The sequence below is a fragment of the Streptomyces sp. NPDC003077 genome (assembly GCF_040611095.1).
Taxonomy (GTDB): Bacteria; Actinomycetota; Actinomycetes; order Streptomycetales; family Streptomycetaceae; genus Streptomyces.
This window is the reverse complement of sequence record NZ_JBEXNM010000044.1, coordinates 23,616-44,780: the sequence shown is the minus strand read 5'-3', so window position 1 is coordinate 44,780 and position 21,165 is coordinate 23,616. Positions and strand designations below refer to the sequence as shown.

Below are 21,165 nucleotides of genomic sequence, written 5' to 3'. Positions count from 1 at the left end.
GGTCGGGTTTTCCTTTGCGGGGACGGGCGGAAAGAGGGGGAACATCGCGGGAACGGGCGGACGGAGGGCGGGCACAGGCCCACCCGGTCCGGATGAAAAGCCAGGTCACAGGAAGTACAACCGGGACAGCGACACCGAATCGGCCGGTTCGGAGCGCATCGGGTCGCCGTCCAGCGTCACCAGGCCGCTGTGCGCGTCCACCTGCACGTCGCCGATGCGGCTGTTGCGTACGAGGTCGGCGGGCCCGATGCCGCGCGTGCCGCGCACGGCGACCCGGCGCCGGCGGGTCGGCAGCCCGTCCCCGCCCGCCTCGACGGCGGCCCGCGCCACGAAGGCCACCGAGAGGTCGGCGGGTGCCGCGCCGTACCCGCCGAACTGCGGGCCGAGGACCAGCGGTTCGCAGGTGTCGGTGGCGGCGTTCGGGTCGCCGGTCACGCCGTACGCCGGGAAGCCCGACTTCAGGACGAGCTGCGGCTTGGCCCCGAAGAAGCGCGGCAGCCACAGCACGATGTCGGCCATCTTGCCGACCTCGATCGACCCGATCTCGTGCGCGAGGCCGTGGGCGATGGCGGGGTTGATGGTCAGCTTGGCGATGTAGCGCAGCACGCGGCCGTTGTCGTCGTGCGGGCCGTCGCCCTCGGTGGGGCCCAGCTCGGCCTTCATCTTCCCGGCCATCGCGAACGTGCGGCGCACGGTCTCGCCGGCCCGGCCCATCCCCTGCGCGTCCGAGGAGGTGATGCCGATCGCGCCCAGGTCATGCAGCACGTCCTCGGCGCCCATCGTCCCGGCGCGGATGCGGTCGCGCGCCATGGCGGCGTCACCGGGCAGGTCGGTCTTCAGGTCGTGGACGGAGACGATCATGCCGTAGTGCTCGGCGACCGCGTCCCGGCCGAAGGGCAGCGTGGGGTTGGTGGAGGACCCGATGACGTTCGGGACGCCCGCCATCTTCAGCACGTTCGGGACGTGGCCGCCGCCGCACCCCTCGATGTGGAAGGCGTGGATCGTCCTGCCGTCCAGGACGCGCAGGGTGTCCTCGACCGACAGGCACTCGTTCAGCCCGTCGCTGTGCAGCGCCACCTGCACGTCGTGCTCCTCGGCGACGCGCAGCGCGGTGTCCAGCGCGCGGGTGTGCGCGCCCATGTCCTCGTGCACCTTGAACCCGCAGGCCCCGCCCTCCGCCAGCGCCTCCACCAGGGGCGCGGACGAGGACGAGGAACCCCGCCCCAGGAACCCGATGTTCACCGGCCACGCGTCGAACGCCCCGAAGGCGTGCCCCAGCGCCCACGGCGAGTTGACCCCGACCCCCCACACCGGCCCGAACTCCTGCCCGATGATGGTCGTCACCCCGGACGCGAGCGACGCCTCCATCACCCGGGGCGAGAGCAGGTGCACGTGCGTGTCCACGGCACCGGCCGTCGCGATCATCCCCTCCCCGGAGACGATCGTCGTCCCCGTCCCGACGACCACGTCCACCCCGTCCAGCGTGTCCGGGTTCCCGGCCCGCCCGATGCCGCTGATCCGGCCCTCCCGGATGCCGATGGACACCTTCCGGATGCCCTGGATCGCGTCGATCACCAGGACGTTGCTGATGACCAGGTCACAGGTCTCGCGGACCGCCGCGGCCTTGAGGTGCAGCCCGTCCCTGGCCGTCTTCCCGAAGCCCGCCAGGAACTCGTCCCCCGGCTTCTGCGCGTCCGACTCCACCCGCACCACGAGCCCGGAGTCCCCCAGCACCACCCGGTCCCCGGCCCGCGGGCCGTGCACGGAGGCGTATTCCCGGGGATCGATGCTCGCGCTGCTCATGAGTGGGCCTCCTCTTCGGCGGGGTGGGGTGTGGTGACGGGGGCTTCGTCCGGAGCCGGGGGCCGCCGCGCGTCCGGGAACGGGCGGCTCCGCGCCTCCGCCCCCAGATATCCGCACGCCACCGCCCGCCGCAGCGCCTCCTCCTTGGCCCCGGGCGCGTCCAGCGGCCCGTCCACCAGCCCGGCGAACCCGATGGCGACCCGCTCACCGCCGATCGGCAGCAGCCCGACCACCACCTCCCCACCCGGATCGAACCGCACCGACGACCCGGCCGGCACGCACAGCCGCATCCCATAGGCAGCGGCCCGGTCGAACTCCAGCCGCGGATTGGCCTCGAAGAAGTGGAAGTGCGAGGTGACGCTGACCGGCACGGCGGCGGTGTTGCGCACCCGCAGCGTCAGCGCGGGCTCCGGCTCCCGGTCGGCCGGGCCGGGCAGCACCGCCCCGGGCGCCCGCTCCCCCAGCGACCCGCCCCGGATCGGCTCCGGGACCACCGCCAGCCGCGAGCCGTCCTCGAAGACGGCCTCGACGTGCACCTCGGTGACCACGTCGGCCACCCCCGGCAGCACGTCGTCCGGCCCCAGCACCGCCCGGGCCGCCTCGATGGCGGAAGCGAGGCGGCCCCCGTCCCGGGCCACCTCGCAGACCGTGTCCGCGATGATCGCGGTTGCCTCGGGCACGTTCAGCTTCAGCCCGCGCGCCCGGCGCGCCCGCGCCAGCTCGGCCGCGCCGAACAACAGCAGCCGGTCACGTTCGGTGGGGGTCAGCCGCATCCCGTGTTACCTCCCGGTCGGTTTTGAGTGGCACTCTAACCATGGGAGGCATGTAAACGGAAGCATTGACTTCCCGATCCGGCACACGCTATTGAGCAGCACTCAAACCGACGGGCCGACGAAAGGCGCGCACGCAAACGGCCCGCCCCCAAGACCTCGAAAGATCTCGGCGGCGGGCCGTGGTGCGAGCGGGAGCCGGTGAGCCCGGCCCCGCCCGAAGAACGGGGAGAGCGCGGGCTCAGCCCAGCGGGTGCATCCACCCGTGCGTGTCCTGCGCCGCACCGGTCTGGATGTCCAGGAGGGCCTTGCGGAGCTTCATCGTCACCTCACCCGGCTGGCCGTCGGCGACCGTCCAGTTGGCGCGGGTGGACTTCACCGAGCCGACCGGGGTGATGACGGCGGCGGTGCCGCAGGCGAAGACCTCGGTCAGGGAGCCGTCCTCGGTGGCGGCCTTCCAGTCCTCGACCGAGATGCGGCCCTCGGCGACCTCGTAGCCCATGTCGGCGGCGATGGACAGCAGCGAGTCACGGGTGATGCCGGGCAGCAGGGAGCCGCTCAGCTCGGGGGTGACGATGCGGTTGCCGTACACGAAGTACAGGTTCATGCCGCCCATCTCCTCGATCCAGCGGCGCTCGATGGCGTCCAGCCAGACGACCTGGTCGCAGCCGTGCTCGATGGCCTGGGCCTGGGCGACCAGGGAGGCGGCGTAGTTGCCGCCGGTCTTGGCGGCGCCGGTGCCGCCGGGGCAGGCGCGCACGTACTCCTCGGAGAGCCAGACCGAGACCGGCTTGACGCCGCCGGAGAAGTACGCGCCGACCGGGGAGGCGATGACGACGAAGAGGTACTCGTTCGCCGGGCGCACGCCGAGGCCGACCTCAGTGGCGATCATGAAGGGGCGCAGGTAGAGGGACTCCTCGCCGGTCTGCGGGACCCAGTCCTTGTCCTGCTTGACCAGCGCGTCGCAGGCCGCGATGAACATCTCGACGGGCAGCTCGGGCATGCTCAGCCGGCGGGCGGACGCCTGGAAGCGGCGGGCGTTGGCGTCCGGGCGGAAGGTGGCGACCGTGCCGTCGGGCTGGCGGTACGCCTTCAGGCCCTCGAAGATCGTCTGCGCGTAGTGCAGCGTCATGTTCGCCGGGTCCATCGACAGCGGCGCGTACGGCGTCAGCTCCGCGTCGTGCCACCCGCGGCCCTCGGTCCACTTGATCGTCACCATGTGGTCGGTGAAGTGCCGTCCGAAACCCGGCCGGGTCAGGATGCGCTCCCGCTCCGCGGCGGCCGTCGGGTTCGAGGAGGGCTTGAGCTCGATCGTGGGCGTCGTCATGACTGCGTCCTTCACTACGTGTTCCGGCACCGGTGGCCACCGGGCCGGCGTCCGGCCGGGGACCGGGGCCGCCTTGGAAGGCGCGGTACCGGGGGTGTTCCGGTGGCCGCGTTCACGAGGTCCCTGTCGGTGCAGAACGCCTGCGGAATTTCCCTGTTCACGACGGCCCCACGTTCGATTATCGCTCCCGTGTGACCGAATAGGGAACCGTCGATACGGCGGTCAGAGGTCGATGGTCGCACCCAACCGGGCGGTAGCCCAGCCGCGGGAAGGGAGGGAACGCGCCGGCGGAAGGGCGGAAACACGCCACCGGCACCGCTGGAACGGTCCCCGCCCCACCCCCGGAAAACCGCCCGGCGTGAGAACGCGCACAGCGCCGGATCGGTGACCCGGCGCCGCACGTACGGGAACCCTCGGTGACGAATCCGGGCCCTCAGGCCCCCGCCACCCGGGCCGCCAGCGCGTCCCCGATCTCGTCCGTCGTGCGCGCGGTGTCGCCGCGCGCCTCCAGGTCCGCCGCCACGGCCTCCTCGACGCGCGCGGCCTCCGCCTCCAGGCCGAGGTGGCGCAGCATGAGGGCGACCGAGAGGACGGTGGCCGTGGGATCGGCCTTGCCGGTGCCGGCGATGTCCGGGGCCGAGCCGTGCACCGGCTCGAACATGGACGGGAAGGCGCCGGAGGGGTTGATGTTGCCGGAGGCCGCCAGACCGATGCCGCCGGTCACCGCCGCGGCGAGGTCGGTGAGGATGTCGCCGAAGAGGTTGTCGGTGACGATGACATCGAACCGCTCCGGCTGCGTGACGAAGAAGATCGTCGCGGCGTCGACGTGCAGGTAGTCGGTGGTGACCTCGGGGTATTCCGTGCCCACCGCGTCGAAGATGCGCTTCCACATGTGGCCGGCGTGCACCAGCACGTTGTTCTTGTGCACCAGCGTGAGCTTCTTGCGCGGCCGGGCCTTGGCCCGCTCGTACGCGTCCCGCACCACCCGCTCGACGCCGTAGGCGGTGTTCACGCTGACCTCGGTGGCGACCTCCGCCGGAGTGCCGGTCCGCAGCGCGCCGCCGTTGCCGGTGTACGGTCCTTCGGTGCCCTCGCGGACGACGACGAAGTCGATGTCGGGGCGGCCGGCCAGCGGCGACGCGGTGCGCGGGAACAGCTTGGCCGGGCGCAGGTTGACGTAGTGGTCGAAGGCGAACCGGAGCTTGAGCAGCAGCCCGCGCTCCAGGACGCCGGAGGGCACGGAGGGGTCGCCGATGGCCCCGAGCAGGATCGCGTCGTGCTCCTTGAGCGCGTCGAGTTCCGCGTCGGGCAGCGTCTCGCCGGTGGCGTGCCACCGCCTGGCGCCGAGGTCGTACTCCTTGGCTTCGAGCTTGACGTCCTGCGGGAGGACGGCGCCGAGGACCTTGAGCCCTTGGGCCACGACCTCCTGGCCGATGCCGTCACCGGGGATCACTGCGAGGCGAATGCTGCGAGACATGAGGGGACCCTACTGCGCGTCCCACGCCATGACACCGGGGGTCCGGCATACGGACACATGGGCAGCCGGTCAACCGGAGTTCACCTGCCATCCCCCCTCCCGTCGTCTGCCGCTGGGAACTTCGGCCGCATGACAGCTCTTCCCCCTGGTTCCGCCCCCGGTTCGTCCGACCTCCCCCGCGTCGGGATACCGGAACGGCTCGCGAGCCGGATGAGCATGGCCGAGCAGCACGAGTACCTGCGCGCCAAGTTCACCCGCCGCGGCCTGCTGCGCACCTCCGCCGTCACCGCGGGCGCCGTCGCGGCCGGCGGCCTGCTGCCGGGCGCCGCCCAGGCCGCCTCCGCCTCCCCCACCCTGCTGACCTCGCACGCGACCACGCGGGTGGACGGTTCCCTCGTCGCGCCCTTCGGCCGCCACCTCGCCTTCGGCGCCGACCCGCGCACACAGATGCGCGTCTCCTGGCAGGTGCCCCTCCCCGTCAGGCGGCCCTTCCTGCGGATCGGCCGCACGCCGTGGGACCTCAGCCACCGCATCCCGGCGGAGGTCCGCGACCTGCACACACCCGCGCTGACGGCCAAACTCCCGGCCGTCGACCAGTACTACCTGCACGCCGCGCTGGACGGGCTGCGCCCGGGCACCACGTACTACTACGGCGTCGGCCACGACGGCTTCGACCCGGCCGACGCCCGCCACGTCTCCACCATCGGCTCGTTCCGCACCGCCCCGGCCCGCCCGGAGAGCTTCGTCTTCACCGCCTTCGGCGACCAGGGCGTCAGCTACCACGCCCTCGCCAACGACCAGCTCATCCTGGGCCAGAACCCCTCCTTCCACCTGCACGCCGGCGACATCTGCTACGCCGACCCCAGCGGCACGGGCTCCACGCAGGACGCGTACGACGCACGCGTATGGGACCAGTTCCTGGCGCAGACGGAATCGGTGGCCAAGTCCGTCCCGTGGATGGTGACCACCGGCAACCACGACATGGAGGCCTGGTACTCCCCCAACGGCTACGGCGGCCAGAACGCCCGCTGGACGCTGCCCGAGACCGGCCCGGACGCGAAGAACGCCCCCGGCGTCTACTCCTTCACCTACGGCAACGTCGGCGTCGTCGCCCTGGACGCCAACGACGTCTCGTACGAGATCCCCGCCAACCAGGGCTACACCGACGGCGCCCAGACCCGATGGCTGGACCGCCGCCTCGGCGAACTGCGCGCCTCCCGGGACATCGACTTCGTCGTCGTCTTCTTCCACCACTGCGCCTTCTCCACCACCAACGCCCACGCCTCCGAAGGCGGGGTCCGCGACGCCTGGGTCCCGCTGTTCGAGAAGCACCAGGTGGACCTGGTGATCAACGGCCACAACCACGTCTATGAGCGGACCGACGCCCTCAAGGGCGGCCGGGTCGGCAAGAAGATGCCGATCGGCCAGACCGTGGACGCCGCCCGCGAGGGAATCGTGTACGTCACGGCCGGCGGCGCGGGCCGCGCGCTGTACGACTTCCCGGTACCGGACAGCTACGAGGGCCACGTCCACGACCTCGACGAGGTCTCCACCTACCACTGGACGAAGGAGCGCGGGAAGGCGCCCGAGAAGGTCGAGTGGTCCCGGGTGCGCTACACCGGCTTCTCCTTCCTCGCCGTGGAGGTAAGCGCCGGGCACCGGCCGCGCATGAAGGTGACCGCGCTGGCCGAGTCGGGCGAGCGGATCGACCACTTCGAGGTGACGCGGTCCCGGAAGCGCTGAGAGGGGACGGGGACGGGCCCCTCACTCCTGCGGCAGGATCACCGCCCGCCCCTTGACCTTCCCGGCGTGCAGCCGCTCGTACGCCTTGGGCGCCTCGTCGATGCCGTACGTCTCCACGTGCACCTCGACCGCGCCCGCGTGCGCCAGTGCCAGCACCTCACCCAGCTCCGCCCGGCTCCCCCAGTACGGCGCGGTGACGGTGGCCTCGTACGCCAGGGAACCGAAACCCACCGGCAGCGCGCCACCGCCGATGCCCACGATGGTGACGTCCGCCTCGACCGCCGCCATGGCACCCGCGAGGGCCACCGTGGGCTTCGCGCCGACGAAGTCCAGCACCAGCTCGGCACCCACGCCACCGGTCATCCTCCGGACGGCCTCGGGCGCCTCGTCGTTCGACAGCACGGCATGGTGCGCGCCGACCTGGCGGGCCAGCTCCAGTTTCTCCTCGCTGACGTCGAGGGCCACCACCCGGGCGGCGGTCATCGCCCGCAGGATCTGGATCGCCACGTGCCCCAAACCACCGGTGCCGATGACGACCGCGGTGGAGCCGGGCAACAGCTTGGGCAGCGAGCGTTTGACGGCGTGGTACGGCGTCAAACCGGCGTCCGTCAGCGGAACCGTCCGCACCGGATCGAGGTCACCCAGCGGCACCAGGTGGCGCGGGTCGTCCACGACCATGTACGGGGCCATCGCGCCCGGAGCACCGAGGCCCGGCGGAAAGATGCCGAGCCGGGAGGCGCGCAGGCAGTAGTTCTCCTTGCCCTCCGCGCACTTGGCACACGCCCCGCAGCCCCAGGGCCCGTACACGGCGACCGCGTCACCCACCTCGAACCCGGTGGTACCGGCACCCAGCTCGGCCACGACGCCGACGCCCTCATGGCCGAGCGTGAGCGGCAGCGGAAAACGGAGCTGCTCGGCAGGCATGCTCATGACGGCGAAGTCGGAGTGGCAAACACCCGCCGCGGTCACCTTCAGCAGAACCTCACCCGGCCCCACCTCGGGCTCCGGGATGCCGACAACCTCGGGAGCCGCACCGACCTCCCGATACTGGACTGCCTTCATGGCCCTGCTCCCTTCCGTCCCCGGGTCACCGCCCCGGGCCCGTACCCGTAAGCGTCACCCAAGGCGAGAAACCCCCACCGGCGATCAGCCGCCAAACGGACGAAAGGGGACGTCCCGGGGTGCCCCCGCAGCGGACTGGGGCGCGGCGGCCGGTGACTACATCGCGTCGTGCGAGGCGGCGAACCCCCACCGGCGATCAGCCGCCAAACCGACGAAAGGGGACGTCCCGGGGTGCCCCCGCAGCGGACTGGGGCGCGGCGGCCGGTGACCTACATCGCGTCGGGGAGGCGCAACTGCCGCGAGGAGGTATCCCGGGGCGGCCCCGACCCCGTAAAAACAGAAGGCGTACGACCCACCGTGCAGCACCCGCGACAGACACCGCCCCCGCACGAAAGCCAAGGCGCACACAACGCCGGTGCAACCGCACTCCCATCGTCCCCCGGCAGCCCCCGAACCGCATCGGGAACGAACCGGAGGGACGAACCGGGAGCGTACGGACCGGAAGCGCACGCGGACCGCCCCCGGAAAGAGCGAGGACCGGGACTCAGTGCCCCGTCGCGCCCCCGTTGTCCCGCCGGTCCAGCGCCCGCTGGAGCGCGGCGGCGGCCTTCTTGCGGGTGGCGTCCTTGCCGGCCTCGGCGGTACGGGAGGAGTGACGGGTCCTGCGGACAGCGGTAACGGCCATGATGCACGTCTCCAATACGGAAGCCCCGATAGGAAGGATTCGTCGGTGCGCGAACGACCGGGATCGGCGGGGGCCGGGATGCCGCAGGGATCACCTGCGCTCGCGCACCGGGCCTTCGTCCGCCATCGCTGGTGGAACGGTACGTTCAGCTCCTACAAACGTAGACCCGTTACGCCGTGATGTCTGCACAACTACTTGGGCTTCCTACTATCTGAGACGGCCGCGCCCCCACCTCGCCAAAACGGCGGACCGCCCCTGGCCGCGATGGCCAGGGGCGGTCCGCCGTTCACGCGGGCGTGCGCGGAGGTCAGCCCATGTGCGGGTAGCGGTAGTCCGTCGGCGGGACCAGCGTCTCCTTGATGGAGCGGGTGGAGGTCCAGCGCATCAGGTTCTGCTTGGCGCCCGCCTTGTCGTTGGTGCCGGACGCGCGGCCACCGCCGAAGGGCTGCTGGCCGACGACGGCGCCGGTGGGCTTGTCGTTGATGTAGAAGTTGCCGGCCGCGAAGCGCAGCTTCTCGCAGGTGCGGGCGGCGGCGGCACGGTCCTGCGCGATGACGCAACCGGTCAGGCCGTAGGCCGAGGCCGACTCCATCTGGTCCAGCATCGCCTCGTACTCGTCGTCCTCGTACACGAAGACGCCCAGGATGGGACCGAAGTACTCGTCCTTGAAGATCTCGTTCTCCGGGTCGGTGGAGACCAGGACCGTCGGACGGACGAAGTAGCCCTCGCTGTCGTCGTAGGTGCCACCGGCCACGACCTCTATGGTCGGGTCGTTCTTGGCGCGGTCGATCGCGGCCTTGTTCTTGGCGAAGGAGCGCTCGTCGATGACGGCGGACATGAAGTTGTCCAGGTTCGTCACGTCGCCCATGGACAGGCCCTCGACCTCGGCCGCGAACTCCTCCTTGAAACCGGAGTTCCAGATGGAGGCCGGGATGTAGGCGCGCGAGGCGGCGGAACACTTCTGACCCTGGAACTCGAAGGCGCCACGGGTCATCGCCGTCTTCAGGACCGCGCGGTCCGCCGACGGGTGGGCGACGATGAAGTCCTTGCCGCCGGTCTCGCCGACCAGACGCGGGTAGGTCTTGTACTTCTCGATGTTCATGCCGACCGTCTTCCACAGGTACTGGAAGGTCTTGGTCGAACCCGTGAAGTGGATGCCCGCCAGGTCGGGGTGGTTCAGCGCGACCTCGGAGACGTCCTTGCCGTCACCGGTCACCAGGTTGATGACGCCCTTGGGCAGCCCGGCCTCCTCCAGGAGCTGCATCAGCAGCACGGCGGAGAACGTCTGCGTCGGGGACGGCTTCCAGACCACGACGTTGCCCATCAGCGCCGGGGCGGTGGGCAGGTTGCCCGCGATGGCCGTGAAGTTGAACGGCGTGATCGCGTAGACGAAGCCCTCCAGCGGGCGGTGGTCCGAGCGGTTCCACACGCCGGGGGCGTTGACCGGCGGCTGCTCCGCCAGGATCTGCCGCGCGAAGTGCACGTTGAACCGCCAGAAGTCGACCAGCTCGCACGGCGTGTCGATCTCGGCCTGCTGCGCGGTCTTGGACTGGCCGAGCATGGTCGCGGCGGCCATCGTCTCGCGCCACGGGCCGGCGAGCAGGTCCGCGGCCTTCAGGATGATCGCGGCGCGGTCGTCGAAGGACATCGCGCGCCACGCCGGGGCGGCGGCGAGCGCGGCGTCCACCGCGTCCTGCGCGTCCTGGACGGTGGCGTTGGCGTACGTGCCGAGCTTGGCCGAGTGACGGTGCGGCTGCACGACGTCGAACCGCTCGCCGCCGCCCATGCGGCGCTCGCCGCCGATGGTCATCGGCAGGTCGATCGGGTTCTCGGCAAGCTCCTTGAGCTTGGCCTCCAGGCGGGCGCGCTCCGGGGTGCCGGGGGCGTAGGTGTGAACCGGCTCGTTAACCGGCACGGGGACCTGGGTCACAGCATCCATGGTGGCCGTGTCTCCTTCGATCGTCGGTGCGTACGGGAAGTGGTGGGGGGCCGGCCGGGGGTCACCCGGCCGGACAACCGCGCGCGGGCGGCCGGCCGCGGTCGATCAGCCGCGGGAGACCAGCGACCGCAGGAAGAACGCCAGGTTCGCCGGGCGCTCCGCGAGCCGCCGCATGAAGTATCCGTACCAGTCCGTCCCGTAGGGGACGTACACCCGCATACGGTGTCCCTCCGCGACCAGGCGCTCCTGCTCGGCCTCCCGGATGCCGAACAGCATCTGGAACTCGTACTCGTCCAGCTTCCGGCCGTACCGGGTGGCGAGCTCCTGCGCGATGGCCACCATGCGCGGGTCGTGCGACCCGATCATCGGGTAGCCCTGGCCCGCCATCAGGATCTTCAGACAGCGTACATACGCCTTGTCGACCTCCCGCTTGTCCTGGAAGGCGACGGTCGCGGGCTCCTTGTACGCGCCCTTCACCAGCCGCACCCGGGAGCCCTCGCCCGCCAGGGCGTGGCAGTCGTCCTCGGTGCGGAACAGGTACGACTGCACCACCGCGCCGGTCTGCGGGAAGCGCTTGCGCAGCTCGCCCAGGATGGCCAGCGTGGAGTCGACCGTGGTGTGGTCCTCCATGTCCAGCGTCACCGTCGTGCCCGCCTCGGCGGCGGCCTCCACGACCGGGGTGACGTTCTTCAGCGCCAGGTCGTGCCCGCCCGCCAGCGCCTGCCCGAAGGCGGACAGCTTCACGGACATCTCGGCGCGCACGCCCAGGCCCTCGGCGTTCAGCGTCTCGGCGAGCTGGAGGTAGGCGTCGCGGTTGCGCAGCGCCTCGGCCGGGTCGGTGATGTCCTCGCCGAGGTGGTCGAGGGTGACCTCAAGACCGCGCTCGGCCAGCGACCGCACGGCCGCCATGGACTGGTCCAGGCGCTCGCCGGCGACGAAACGATCCACCACGGGGCGGGTGACCGGAGCGGCCGAAACTATCCGGCGGATGCTGCCGCTGCGGGCTGCGGCGAGGAGCACGGGACCCAGCATGGGGCACCTCCACGATTCACGATGACAACGCCGGGTGCGCCGGGTTACGGCCGCACAACGGCAAGATGAGCCACCTGAAACTTAAGGATCTCGCAGGGCGGCGACCATCGACAGGTGTCACGGGTTCGTGGCCGGGATCTCAGACGGATGTATGAGAAAGGGTGACCCCGGTGGCGGAAGCGGGTTTTCCCGGACCGTCACCCTCCGGTCCCGGGCCGTCTCGGACCGCCCGGGGCGAGGCCGGGCCCGGCGGAGCGGGCGTCGTCGGCGGACCCCACCGCGCCCAGGTTCGCGGCTCCCGGTGGAGCGGACGGATACGGAAGGCGAACCACCACTGACCGGTGGACGCCGAAGAGACGGCCCCCGGTTGCACCCCCGCCCCGCATCCCCACGACCACCGAGCCCCACGACCACCGCACCCCACGACCACCGCACCCCACGGCCACCGCGTCCGCACGACCGCACCGCGTCCCACGCCCACCCCGCCACGCCGCACCCCGCGCCACCCCCGCACCAGGCGTCCCCCAGGCCCCCGAGACAGGACAATGGTCGATGCCCACCATGACCGCTGTGACCGGAGAGGAGCTAGGGGCCGATGCGAGGCGCTTATCAACAGCTCGTGGACGAGATCTCGGCCACGCTCAAGGCCCCCGCGACCCTGGAAGACCGGGACTTCGCCCTGATCGCCTTCGGCGCGCACGAGAGCGACGACGACCTGGTCATGGACCCGGTCCGCACCCGGTCGATCCTCCAGCGCCGGTCCACCGCGGCCGTCCGCGCGTGGTTCGAGGGGTTCGGCATCGCCCGCGCCACCTCGGCCCTGCGCATCCCGCCCGACCCGGCGGCCGGCGTCTTCACCGGCCGGATCTGCCTGCCCGTCCGCCACCGCGGCGTGGTGCACGGCTACGTGTGGCTGCTGGACGACGGCCACCTCGCCGACCTGGAACTCGGCGCGCCCGGCACACCCCCCGACCCGAGCATCGAGCAGGCCATGGAGACCGCCGACCGCATCGGCATCCTCCTGGCGGCCGAAGCCCGGACCGGCGCCGAGATCAGCGACCTGCTGCGGGAACTGCTGCTCTCCCGCCCCGCCGGCCGCGCCACCGCCGCCGACGCGCTGCGCGAGGCCCTGCGCCTGGAGCGCGAGGTCCCCGTGACGGTCGTCGCGGTGACGCCGTGGGACGCGTCCGACACGGACACCGCCCCGCTCCCCAACCTCCCCGGCCTCCTCACCACCTGCACCCTGCCCCCGACGGCCCCGGACCGCCCCGACACCACCGACCCCGAGCCCCCCGGACCCACCGGCTCCCCGTCACCCGCCGCACCCCCGGCGCTCGCCGCCCTCGTCCGGCTGCGCTCCCCCACCTCCCTGGCCACCGCCCAGGCCGTGGCCGAACACCTGCTGCGCTCGCCCCGCGCGGGCGGGGCGACGGCCAACCGCGCCCGGCCGGGATCCGGTCCCGCGTCCGGTTCCGGGTCGCCGCCCGGCCCCGGCACCCCCGCCGGATCCACCGCCCGCCCCGGGATCGGCTCCTCCCCCCGGCACGCCGGGCCACCGCCGAGCGCCGCCGGGCTCGCCGCTCCCCTGCGGGACCTGGCCGACCTGCCGAGGGGCTGGCGGACGGCGCTGGCCGCGGCGCGCGCCGCCCGCGCCGAACCGCACCTGGGCCCGGTGGCCCAGTGGGACGCCATCGGCGCGTACCGTCTCCTGGCCGAACTGCCCACGGCGGAGCCCGACGCGACGGTGCGCCCCCTCCTGGCCCCGGCCCACGCCGAGCTCGCCCGCACGGCCGAGGTGTTCCTCGACTGCGCCGGTCAGGCGAGCCGCACCGCCCAGGCGCTCGGCATCCACCGCCAGACCCTCTACTACCGCCTGTCCCGCGTCGAGAAGCTGACGGGCCTCGACCTGGACGCCGGCGAGGACCGGCTCCTGCTCCACATGGCCCTGAAGACGGCACGACTGCGGCGGGGGTGACGGCCCGGGCTGACGACCACGGTGACGAGCCAGGCGCCCCCGGGACACAGCAACCGCCCCACCCGACAGGCCCAACGAGGCACCCGCCCCCGACCCCACACCCCCGCGGCACCCACCCACAAGACGGCAACACCACCCGGCCCGACCGCACATGCGGCCGGGCCGGGCTTCGCGTTGGTCGTCGTGGGACGGTGGCCGCTCAGTGGGGCTGTCCCATAGGGCGCCGGGGGCGCCCGTCAGCGGGGAACGTCAGACGTCGTCGGCCGGGTCACCGTTTCTCGTCCGGGCCGCCGCGCTGACCGCGTTGGCCCTGGAACTTCCCGGTGCCGTCGTCGTAGTCCACCTCTTCCCTGCGCACGTCCGCGGAGACCTCCCTCTGCTCGGTCACCCGCTCGGTCTGCAGCCGCACCCGTTCGACCGGGACGGCCTCCTTGCTGACGACCGGCCGCTCCTCGTGCAGCACGACCTCCACCTCGCCGTTGCCGAGGCGGGGTGCCGTCCTGCCCTGGCGCCGCTCGTCGTCCGTGATCCTCTCTCGGGTCACCCGGACCTCCTCGTGACTCACCGGCACGGTACGGCTGACCTTCTCGGTCTCCACGTGCTTGCGCAGGCGGGCCCGGCCGGTCTCGTGCTCCTCGGTGCCGATGTGCAGGCGCTCCTCGGAGACGAGCATCTCCGGGTTCTGCTCCTTGGTCCGCCCGGCCTCGGTGTCGGCCCGGCCGCGGAACATGCCCGTTCCGGCCTTCGGCTGCTCGCTCTGGGCCGCCATCCGCTCGCGTTCACCGGTGGAACGCTCCTGGGCGCTCTCCTTGCCGGCCGCGGCGGTACCCGGACGGGTCATCCCGTAGTGGCGGTACAGCTGTTCCTCTTCCGACGGTTCCAGGTGGCCGTCGGCGTCGATGCGCGGGGCGTCGTTGACCCGCTTCTTGGCGTGCGGGACGTGCAGTTCGTCGCCGACCCGCCGGGCCCCGGTCAGCGGTACGAAGGTCTCCTTCGAACCGAAGAGCCCCGTGCGCACGGTGACCCACTCGGGGGCGTTGGTGGTGTCGTCCCGGTAGATCTGCTGGACCGAGCCCACCTTGGTGCCCTCCGCGTCGACCACGTTCAGGCCCGTCAGGTCCTGAGGGGTGTCACCCAGGGGTGCATTCATGGTGTCTCTCTCCTTTCGCACGCGTCCGCAGAGAACACGCGCACCATCCATTGCGCGACGGTGACGGCCGTGCGTCGAGTCGGAGAGGAGGGGGCGGCGCGGGGCCGCCCGGCGTTCGCGGGCGTGGGCGCGGGCACGTCCGGAACGGGCCCCGTTAGGCCGTACGGGTGAACTGCCGCCACATCAGGCATAACGGCGCCCGAAACGGCCCGCCCCCTCCCCCGCACGACAACGGGCCCGGCCCCCCTCACAGGGGACCGGGCCCGAAGCACACCACACAAGCGAAGGAAGCGAACACAAGCGAAGGAAGCGAGCGGAAGGGATCAGCGGTCACGCGGCGCACCCGGCGGCGCCCCTGCGTACGCGACGGAACCCCGCCCCCGCCCCACCTCAATCGCTGAGGTTCACCGCCCGCGCCGACGTCGCGCCGAGTTCCTCGGCGATCTCGGCGAGCACCGGCGCCGGGATCGTGTCGTCCACGGTGAGGGCGACCAGCGCCTCGCCGCCCGCCGCCGCGCGCGAGACCTGCATACCGGCGATGTTGATGCCCGCCTCGCCCAGGACGCGGCCGATCGTGCCGACCATGCCGGGGCGGTCCGCGTACCGCAGGAAGGCCATGTGGTCGGCGAGCGCCAGGTCCACGGAGTGGTCGCCGACCGCGACGATCTTCTGCTGGTTCCGGTGCCCGGCCAGCGTGCCGGAGACGGACACCTCGGCGCCGTCGGACAGCGTGCCGCGCACGGTGACGACGTTGCGGTGCTCGGGCGACTCGCTGCTGGTGGTCAGCCGCACCTCCACGCCGCGCTCCTGCGCGAACAGCGGGGCGTTGACGTAGCTGACGGTCTCGTCCACCACGTCCTCGAACACGCCCTTGAGCGCGGAGAGTTCGAGCACCTTGACGTCGTGCTGGGTGATCTCGCCGTACACCTCGACGTCGAGCCGGACGGCGACCTCGCCCGCCAGCGCGGTGAAGATCCGGCCCAGCCGCTCGGCCAGCGGCAGCCCCGGCTTGACGTCCTCGGCGATCACGCCGCCCTGGACGTTGACCGCGTCCGGCACCAGCTCGCCCGCCAGCGCCAGCCGCACCGACTTGGCGACCGCGATGCCCGCCTTCTCCTGCGCCTCTCCGGTGGAGGCGCCCAGGTGCGGGGTGGCGACGACCTGGTCGAACTCGAACAGCGGCGAGTCCGTGCAGGGCTCCTGCGCGTACACGTCCAGACCCGCGCCCGCGACCCGGCCCTCCTTGAGGGCGCTGGCCAGCGCCTCCTCGTCCACGATGCCGCCGCGCGCGGCGTTGACGATCCGGACGGACGGCTTGACCTTGTGCAGCGCGTCGTCCCCGATGAGACCGAGGGTCTCGGGGGTCTTGGGGAGGTGGACGGTGATGAAGTCGGCGACCTCCAGCAGCTCGTCCAGCGTCAGCAGCTTGACGCCCATCTGCGCGGCCCGCGCGGGCTGCACGTAGGGGTCGTAGGCGACGATCTTCATGCCGAAGGCCGACATCCGCTGCGCGACCAGGACGCCGATCCGGCCGAGGCCGACCACGCCGAGGGTCTTCTCGCTCAGCTCGACGCCGGTGTACTTGCTGCGCTTCCACTCGCCGTTCTTCAGCGCGGTGTTGGCCTGCGGGATGTTCCGGGCGGTGGCGATCAGCAGGCCGCAGGCGAGCTCGGCGGCGGTGACGATGTTGGAGGTGGGGGCGTTGACGACCATCACGCCGGCCTTGGTGGCGGCGGAGACGTCGACGTTGTCCAGGCCGACGCCCGCGCGGGCGATGACCTTCAGCCGCTTGGCGGCGGCGATGGCCTCGGCGTCGACCTTGGTCGCGCTGCGCACGAGGATGGCGTCCACATCGGCGACGGCGGGGATCAGCTCGGCGCGGTCCGCGCCGTTGCAGTGCCGGATCTCGAAGTCCGGGCCGAGGGCGTCGACGGTGGCGGGCGAGAGTTCTTCGGCGATCAGTACGACGGGTTTCGAGCTCACGTGGTCTTCAGTCCTCACTAGTCCTTCGCGGACGGCCGTCCCGCGGCCGAAGGCGGTGAAGGGGGCAGCCGCGTGGAAGACGCACGACGCTGTGAGCCTGACGCGCTTGTGTGCAGTGTAGTGGCGGATCGGGCTCGATATTCGCCGTTCCGTAAGGAACACCCATGCGGGCCACTACAGGGTGGACAACGATGAAAGGGAACGCCCGTACGAACGAGCCTCCGGGACGGGCCTACAGGGTGAACCGGACCGCCCTCCAAGGCGGGCCTTCAGTGCGACCCGGACCGGCCTTCAGGGCGAACCTCCCGAACGCTCCGAACGGACGTCCAGGTCCGACCGGACCGGCCTTCGCACAGCCCAGCGGAAAACCGGGCCCACCGCCCGGCCGGGAAACCCGCCGGGCGCCGCCCCTCCACAGGACGCGGCGCCCGGCGGAACGCGGCTCACGCCTCGTCGTCGACCCAGCTCATCAGCTTGCGCAGCTTCTTGCCGGTGGTCTCCAGCAGGTGCTCCTCGTCGGCCTTCTTGTACTCGTTGTACTTCGGCAGACCGGCGTTGTACTCCTTCATCCAGTTGTTGGCGAAGGTGCCGTCCTGGATCTCGGCGAGGACCTTCCTCATCTCGGCCTTGGTGGCGTCGGTGACGATCCGCGGGCCGGTGACGTAGTCGCCCCACTCGGCGGTCTCGGAGACCGACCAGCGCATCTTCTCCAGGCCGCCCTCGTACATGAGGTCCACGATCAGCTTCAGCTCGTGCAGGCACTCGAAGTAGGCGATCTCCGGCTGGTAACCGGCCTCCACCAGCGTCTCGAACCCGGCCTTGACCAGCGCGGACGCGCCGCCGCAGAGCACCGCCTGCTCACCGAACAGGTCGGTCTCGGTCTCCTCGGTGAACGTCGTCTTGATGACGCCCGCCCGGGTCCCGCCGATCGCCTTGGCATAGGAGAGCGCCAGAGCGAATGCGCTGCCGGAGGCGTCCTGCTCCACGGCCGCGATGCACGGGACGCCGCGGCCCTCCTCGTACTGACGGCGCACCAGGTGACCGGGGCCCTTGGGGGCGACCATGCAGACGTCCACGCCGGCCGGGGGCTTGATGAAGCCGTAGCGGATGTTCAGGCCGTGGCCGAAGAACAGCGCGTCGCCGTCCTTGAGGTGCTCCTTGATGGACTCCTCGTACACCTTGGCCTGGATCGGGTCCGGGACCAGGATCATGATCACGTCGGCCTCGGCGGCGGCCTCGGCGGGGGTGACCACGCGCAGGCCCTGCTCCTCGGCCTTCACCTTGGACTTCGAGCCCTCGTGCAGACCCACGCGGACGTCGACGCCCGAGTCGCGCAGCGACAGCGCGTGGGCGTGGCCCTGGCTTCCGTAGCCGATGACCGCGACCTTGCGGCCCTGGATGATGGACAGGTCGGCATCGTCGTCGTAGAACAGCTCGGCCACTTGGGGTATCTCCTTGGAACTAGCTGGGTGCCGACACAGTACGTCGGGCTCGGAAGGGAACGTCGGGGGGTCTCGCGATACGGGCCGGCCGGCGCGACGGACGCCGGCCCGGCCACTCGTACGGCCGTACGACCGCAGGGATCCGTACGACCGCACGGAGGGAACGCGGACGGCCCGGGGCGGACCGGCGGCACCGGCTCACCGGCACCGCCCTGCGGACAGCGCCGCGAGCAGCGGTCCACCGGCGACCGTAGGACCACGTCGGGCCGCACGGCCCGCATCAGGCCATGAAGGGACGGCTCAGGCCGACCGGTCCAGCGCGCGCAGCGAGCGGTCCGTGATGGACCGGGCGCCGCGCCCTATGGCGATGGTGCCGGACTGCACCAACTCCTTGATGCCGAAGGGCTCCAGCATCTTCAGCATCGCGTCGAGCTTGTCGCTGCTGCCGGTGGCCTCGATGGTGACGGCGTCCGGGGACACGTCCACCGTCTTGGCGCGGAAGAGCTGGACGATCTCCACGATCTGGGAGCGGGTCTCGTTGTCCGCGCGCACCTTGGCGAGGACGAGTTCGCGCTGGACCGCGGCGCCCGGCTCCAGCTCCACGATCTTCAGGACGTTGACGAGCTTGTTGAGCTGCTTGGTGACCTGCTCCAGCGGCAGCGACTCGACGCTGACGACGATGGTGATGCGGGAGATGTCGGGGTGCTCGGTGACGCCGACGGCGAGCGAGTCGATGTTGAAGCCGCGGCGGGAGAACAGGGCGGCGATCCGGGCCAGGATGCCGGGGGTGTTCTCCACCAGGACGGAGAGCGTGTGCTTGGACATGTCTGCCTTCTCTTCTTCTTTCCGCGTCGTCCGGTCCTGGGTCAGTCGTCTTGGCTGTCGCCGAAGTCCGGGCGGACCCCGCGGGCGGCCATGACCTCGTCGTTGGAGGTGCCGGCCGCGACCATCGGCCAGACCATGGCGTCCTCGTGGACGATGAAGTCGACGACCACCGGGCGGTCGTTGATGGCGTTGGCCTCTTCGATGACCTTGTCCAGCTCGGCCGGGTCCTCGCAGCGCATCGCCACGCACCCCATCGCCTCGGCCAGCTTGACGAAGTCGGGGACGCGGGTGCCGGCGCTGGGCTGCTTGCCATCCGCCTCGGGGCCGGAGTGCAGCACCGTGTTGGAGTAGCGCTGGTTGTAGAACAGCGTCTGCCACTGGCGGACCATGCCCAGGGCGCCGTTGTTGATGATGGCGACCTTGATCGGGATGTTGTTCAGGGCGCAGGTGACGAGTTCCTGGTTGGTCATCTGGAAGCAGCCGTCGCCGTCGATCGCCCAGACGGTGCGGTCGGGCTTGCCGGCCTTGGCGCCCATGGCGGCCGGGACGGCGTAGCCCATGGTCCCGGCGCCACCGGAGTTGAGCCAGGTGGCGGGCCGGTCGTAGTCGATGAAGTGGGCGGCCCACATCTGGTGCTGGCCCACGCCCGCGGCGTAGATGGTGCCTTCGGGGGCGAGCTGCCCGATGCGCTGGATGACCTGCTGCGGGGAGAGGCTGCCGTCCGCGGGCTGGTCGTAGCCCAGCGGGTAGGTCTCCCGCCAGCGCTTGAGGTCCTTCCACCAGTCGGCGTAGTCGCCGGGGTGGCCGGCCTCGTGCTCGGCCTGGACCGCGACGATCAGGTCGGCGATGACCTCGCGGGCGTCGCCCACGATCGGCACGTCGGCGGCGCGGTTCTTGCCGATCTCGGCGGGGTCGATGTCCGCGTGGACGATCTTGGCGAACGGGGCGAAGGAGTCCAGCTTGCCGGTCACCCGGTCGTCGAACCGGGCGCCCAGCGCGACGATCAGGTCCGCCTTCTGCAGTGCGGTGACGGCCGCGACGGTGCCGTGCATCCCGGGCATGCCCAGGTGCTGCGGGTGGGTGTCGGGGAACGCGCCGAGCGCCATCAGGGTGGTGGTGACGGGCGCGCCGGTCAGCTCGGCCAGCACCTTCAGTTCGGCGGTGGCACCCGCCTTGAGGACCCCGCCGCCCACGTACAGCACCGGCCGCTTGGCCTCGGCCATGAGGCGCGCGGCCTCGCGGATCTGCTTGGCGTGCGGCTTGGTCACCGGGCGGTAGCCGGGCAGGTCGGTGACCGGCGGCCACACGAAGGTGGTGTTCGCCTGGAGCGCGTCCTTGGCGATGTCCACCAGGACGGGGCCGGGGCGGCCGGTGGAGGCGATGTGGAACGCCTCGGCGATGGTGCGCGGGATCTGCGCGGCGTCGGTGACCAGGAAGTTGTGCTTGGTGATCGGCATGGTGATGCCGCAGATGTCCGCCTCCTGGAAGGCGTCCGTCCCGATCGCCTTGGAGGCGACCTGCCCGGTGATGGCCACCAGCGGCACGGAGTCCATGTGCGCGTCGGCGATCGGGGTGACGAGGTTGGTGGCGCCGGGGCCGCTCGTCGCCATGCAGACGCCGACCTTGCCGGTGGCCTGCGCGTATCCGGTGGCGGCGTGCCCCGCGCCCTGCTCGTGGCGGACGAGGACGTGCCGGACCTTCGAGGAGTCCATCATCGGGTCGTACGCGGGAAGGATCGCGCCGCCCGGGATGCCGAATACCGTGTCCGCCCCGATCTCCTCAAGAGAACGGATGAGGGACTGCGCGCCCGTCACGTGCTCGACGAGGGCGGGCTGCTGCGTTCCGCCGGAGTTGCGGGCCCGCGGCTGCGGATGGTGGGCCCCGGTGGCCTGCTCGGTCATCTGCGTCTCTTCTCGAAGGTGAGGGTTTGGACGGATATGCGAGGTGGTGAT

15 protein-coding genes are annotated in these 21,165 nt (G+C 71.5%); 2 read left to right on the top strand and 13 right to left on the bottom strand.

All coding sequences use genetic code 11. From position 1 onward, the window contains the following. Window positions 1-105 precede the first annotated feature (105 nt). The 4 genes from ABZX96_RS25590 to ABZX96_RS25575 form a co-directional block, all read right to left on the bottom strand. Entirely contained in the window at window positions 106-1,803 is a 1,698-nt protein-coding gene (locus ABZX96_RS25590; RefSeq protein WP_355548821.1) for an urease subunit alpha, read from the bottom strand. After that, a complete protein-coding gene (ureA, locus tag ABZX96_RS25585; RefSeq protein ID WP_355548818.1) occupies window positions 1,800-2,576 on the bottom strand; it encodes an urease subunit gamma in 777 nt (258 codons plus the stop codon). Before ureA ends, ABZX96_RS25590 begins: the two co-directional genes overlap by 4 nt. A gap of 238 nt (window positions 2,577-2,814) precedes the next feature. Continuing rightward, window positions 2,815-3,900 (bottom strand): branched-chain amino acid aminotransferase, encoded by a 1,086-nt coding sequence (locus ABZX96_RS25580; RefSeq protein ID WP_355548815.1) that lies wholly within the window; start codon window positions 3,898-3,900, stop codon window positions 2,815-2,817. A 433-nt stretch (window positions 3,901-4,333) separates the two neighbouring features. After that, window positions 4,334-5,377, bottom strand: coding sequence for a 3-isopropylmalate dehydrogenase (locus ABZX96_RS25575; protein WP_355548812.1), 1,044 nt, complete (start codon window positions 5,375-5,377; stop codon window positions 4,334-4,336). A 129-nt stretch (window positions 5,378-5,506) separates the two neighbouring features. Here ABZX96_RS25575 and ABZX96_RS25570 point away from each other — a divergent pair, with 129 nt between their 5' ends. After that, entirely contained in the window at window positions 5,507-7,120 is a 1,614-nt protein-coding gene (locus ABZX96_RS25570) for a metallophosphoesterase family protein (protein WP_355548809.1), read from the top strand. 21 nt (window positions 7,121-7,141) lie between these two features. On the opposite strand, the gene ABZX96_RS25565 is transcribed toward ABZX96_RS25570, so the two are convergent. The 4 genes from ABZX96_RS25565 to ABZX96_RS25550 form a co-directional block, all read right to left on the bottom strand. Beyond that, window positions 7,142-8,182: an NAD(P)-dependent alcohol dehydrogenase gene (locus tag ABZX96_RS25565; RefSeq protein ID WP_355548806.1), complete on the bottom strand. Its 1,041-nt coding sequence runs from the start codon at window positions 8,180-8,182 to the stop codon at window positions 7,142-7,144. A 544-nt stretch (window positions 8,183-8,726) separates the two neighbouring features. Then, complete coding sequence (locus ABZX96_RS25560) at window positions 8,727-8,867, bottom strand: hypothetical protein (RefSeq protein WP_355548803.1); 141 nt, start codon at window positions 8,865-8,867, stop codon at window positions 8,727-8,729. Between the two features lie 307 nt (window positions 8,868-9,174). Continuing rightward, window positions 9,175-10,806 (bottom strand): L-glutamate gamma-semialdehyde dehydrogenase, encoded by a 1,632-nt coding sequence (gene pruA / locus ABZX96_RS25555; RefSeq protein ID WP_355548800.1) that lies wholly within the window; start codon window positions 10,804-10,806, stop codon window positions 9,175-9,177. 105 nt (window positions 10,807-10,911) lie between these two features. Further along, complete coding sequence (locus ABZX96_RS25550; RefSeq protein ID WP_355548797.1) at window positions 10,912-11,838, bottom strand: proline dehydrogenase family protein; 927 nt, start codon at window positions 11,836-11,838, stop codon at window positions 10,912-10,914. 595 nt (window positions 11,839-12,433) lie between these two features. Here ABZX96_RS25550 and ABZX96_RS25545 point away from each other — a divergent pair. Further along, window positions 12,434-13,813: a helix-turn-helix domain-containing protein gene (locus ABZX96_RS25545; RefSeq protein WP_355548794.1), complete on the top strand. Its 1,380-nt coding sequence runs from the start codon at window positions 12,434-12,436 to the stop codon at window positions 13,811-13,813. A 268-nt stretch (window positions 13,814-14,081) separates the two neighbouring features. On the opposite strand, the gene ABZX96_RS25540 is transcribed toward ABZX96_RS25545, so the two are convergent. The 5 genes from ABZX96_RS25540 to ABZX96_RS25520 form a co-directional block, all read right to left on the bottom strand. Beyond that, the gene (locus ABZX96_RS25540; protein ID WP_355548791.1) at window positions 14,082-14,963 is read right to left on the bottom strand and encodes a PRC and DUF2382 domain-containing protein; all 882 of its coding nucleotides are present in this window, start codon (window positions 14,961-14,963) and stop codon (window positions 14,082-14,084) included. 390 nt (window positions 14,964-15,353) lie between these two features. Continuing rightward, window positions 15,354-16,946: a phosphoglycerate dehydrogenase gene (gene serA / locus ABZX96_RS25535; RefSeq protein ID WP_355548788.1), complete on the bottom strand. Its 1,593-nt coding sequence runs from the start codon at window positions 16,944-16,946 to the stop codon at window positions 15,354-15,356. A gap of 443 nt (window positions 16,947-17,389) precedes the next feature. Continuing rightward, window positions 17,390-18,388 (bottom strand): ketol-acid reductoisomerase, encoded by a 999-nt coding sequence (gene ilvC / locus ABZX96_RS25530; protein WP_355548785.1) that lies wholly within the window; start codon window positions 18,386-18,388, stop codon window positions 17,390-17,392. 300 nt (window positions 18,389-18,688) lie between these two features. Then, window positions 18,689-19,213 (bottom strand): acetolactate synthase small subunit, encoded by a 525-nt coding sequence (gene ilvN / locus ABZX96_RS25525; RefSeq protein WP_355548782.1) that lies wholly within the window; start codon window positions 19,211-19,213, stop codon window positions 18,689-18,691. A 41-nt stretch (window positions 19,214-19,254) separates the two neighbouring features. Next, a complete protein-coding gene (locus tag ABZX96_RS25520; RefSeq protein WP_355548779.1) occupies window positions 19,255-21,114 on the bottom strand; it encodes an acetolactate synthase large subunit in 1,860 nt (619 codons plus the stop codon). Window positions 21,115-21,165 lie beyond the last annotated feature (51 nt).

What these genes read in the sequence shown, in the direction of transcription:
- ABZX96_RS25545 (WP_355548794.1), top strand. Translation starts at nt 12,434, where the DNA reads ATGCGAGGCGCTTATCAACAGCTCGTGGACGAGATCTCGGCCACGCTC.
- ABZX96_RS25520 (WP_355548779.1), bottom strand. Translation starts at nt 21,114, where the DNA reads ATGACCGAGCAGGCCACCGGGGCCCACCATCCGCAGCCGCGGGCCCGC.
- pruA (WP_355548800.1), bottom strand. Translation starts at nt 10,806, where the DNA reads ATGGATGCTGTGACCCAGGTCCCCGTGCCGGTTAACGAGCCGGTTCAC.
- ureA (WP_355548818.1), bottom strand. Translation starts at nt 2,576, where the DNA reads ATGCGGCTGACCCCCACCGAACGTGACCGGCTGCTGTTGTTCGGCGCG.
- ABZX96_RS25550 (WP_355548797.1), bottom strand. Translation starts at nt 11,838, where the DNA reads ATGCTGGGTCCCGTGCTCCTCGCCGCAGCCCGCAGCGGCAGCATCCGC.
- ABZX96_RS25540 (WP_355548791.1), bottom strand. Translation starts at nt 14,963, where the DNA reads ATGAATGCACCCCTGGGTGACACCCCTCAGGACCTGACGGGCCTGAAC.
- ABZX96_RS25565 (WP_355548806.1), bottom strand. Translation starts at nt 8,182, where the DNA reads ATGAAGGCAGTCCAGTATCGGGAGGTCGGTGCGGCTCCCGAGGTTGTC.
- ABZX96_RS25580 (WP_355548815.1), bottom strand. Translation starts at nt 3,900, where the DNA reads ATGACGACGCCCACGATCGAGCTCAAGCCCTCCTCGAACCCGACGGCC.
- ABZX96_RS25560 (WP_355548803.1), bottom strand. Translation starts at nt 8,867, where the DNA reads ATGGCCGTTACCGCTGTCCGCAGGACCCGTCACTCCTCCCGTACCGCC.
- ABZX96_RS25590 (WP_355548821.1), bottom strand. Translation starts at nt 1,803, where the DNA reads ATGAGCAGCGCGAGCATCGATCCCCGGGAATACGCCTCCGTGCACGGC.
- ABZX96_RS25575 (WP_355548812.1), bottom strand. Translation starts at nt 5,377, where the DNA reads ATGTCTCGCAGCATTCGCCTCGCAGTGATCCCCGGTGACGGCATCGGC.
- ABZX96_RS25570 (WP_355548809.1), top strand. Translation starts at nt 5,507, where the DNA reads ATGACAGCTCTTCCCCCTGGTTCCGCCCCCGGTTCGTCCGACCTCCCC.
- ilvN (WP_355548782.1), bottom strand. Translation starts at nt 19,213, where the DNA reads ATGTCCAAGCACACGCTCTCCGTCCTGGTGGAGAACACCCCCGGCATC.